Origin of the sequence: Moorena sp. SIO2C4 (assembly GCF_010672485.1) — a bacterium.
GTDB lineage: Bacteria > Cyanobacteriota > Cyanobacteriia > Cyanobacteriales > Coleofasciculaceae > Moorena > Moorena producens.
This window is the reverse complement of the sequence record NZ_JAAHGN010001398.1, coordinates 1-1,554: the sequence shown is the minus strand read 5'-3', so window position 1 is coordinate 1,554 and position 1,554 is coordinate 1. Positions and strand designations below refer to the sequence as shown.

The 1,554-nt window shown below is 48.6% G+C and carries 2 protein-coding genes; both read left to right on the top strand.

From position 1 onward, the window contains the following. A partial coding sequence (locus F6K20_RS37965; protein WP_287298333.1) for a WD40 repeat domain-containing protein occupies positions 1–1,142 on the top strand: 1,142 nt, incomplete at its 5' end. 129 nt (positions 1,143–1,271) lie between these two features. Beyond that, positions 1,272–1,554: MerR family DNA-binding transcriptional regulator (locus F6K20_RS37960; protein ID WP_287298332.1), on the top strand; the 283-nt coding region annotated here is incomplete at its 3' end.

The following is a 1,554-nucleotide window of genomic DNA, read 5'->3' as shown; positions in this document are numbered from 1 at the left end:
GAGATGGCCAGACTATTGCTTCTGGTAGTAGTGACAAGACGGTGAAACTGTGGAATCACCAAGGCAAATTACTGCACACCCTCATCGGACATAGCGATTCTGTCAATAGCGTGGCCTTTAGCCGAGATGACCAGACTATCGCTACTGCTAGTTGGGACAACACCGTGAAACTGTGGAATCTCAAAGGCAAACACCTGTACACCCTCAAAGGCCATAGCGATTGGGTCAATAGCGTGGCCTTTAGCCGAGATGGGAAGACTATCGCTACCGCTAGTGGGGACAAGACGGTGAAACTGTGGAATCACCAAGGCAAACCCCTGCACACCCTCACTGGACATAGCGATTATGTCAATAGCGTCACCTTTAGCCGAGATGGCCAGACTATCGCTTCTGCTAGTAGGGACAACACCGTGAAACTGTGGAATCTAAAGGGCAAACTCCTGCACACCCTCAAAGGGCATAGCGATGATGTCACTAGCGTGGTCTTTAGCCGAGATGGCCAGACTATGGCTTCTGCTAGTAGTGACAAGACGGTGAAACTGTGGAATCTAAAAGGTCAGGAACTGCACACCCTCACCGGACATAGCGATTGGGTCAATAGCGTGGCCTTTAGCTATGATGGCCAAACTATCGCTTCTGCTAGTAGTGACAAGACGGTGAAACTGTGGAATCACCAAGGCAAGGAACTACACACCCTCACTGGACATAGCGATGATGTCACTAGCGTGGCCTTTAGCTATGATGGCCAAACTATCGCTTCTGGTAGTTTCGACAAGACGGTGAAACTATGGAATCACCAAGGCAAAGAACTGCAAACCCTCTCTGGACATAGGGCACTTGTCACTAGCGTGGCCTTTAGCCGAGATGGCCAGACTATCGCTTCTGCTAGTTGGGACAACACCGTGAAACTGTGGAATCACCAAGGCAAACCCCTGTACACCCTCACTGGACATAGGGAACCTGTCAATAGCGTCACCTTTAGCCCAGATGGCAAGACTCTTGCTTCTACTAGTTGGGACAAGACAGTAATTTTATGGAATTTTGATCTAGAGGATTTAGTGGAACAGAGTTGTGATTGGCTCCATGATTACCTAGTCACTCATAAAGAGGAAACAGAATTAAGGAAAATTTGTGGTATGTAGGGGAGTCGGAACCCACCCCTAACCCCTCCCAGGAGGGGAACGGGAGTCGGGAGATAGGGGGTTAGGGTACAGTTATATAAAGTATCATAAAGTCTATCAAAGTCCCAAAGAATTTGTTAGAGTAGTGAGATGACATTAGTACCACTCCGTAAGGCGGTCGAACTTACGGGACTCTCTCAAACCACATTGCGAAAGTACGCGGACAATGGAACTATCAAATGTGAGCGAACGCCAAGCGGATATCGACTGTTCGATACAGTTAGTCTTGCCACTTTGGGAAAACGACAAGCCCCTGAACCAGTCACAATCTGTTACTGCCGAGTCAGTAGTAGCAAACAATTTGACGACCTCGCCAGGCAAGTCGCGTACATGCACTCGCTATTCCCAGAGGCAGAAGTCATCAAAGACATCA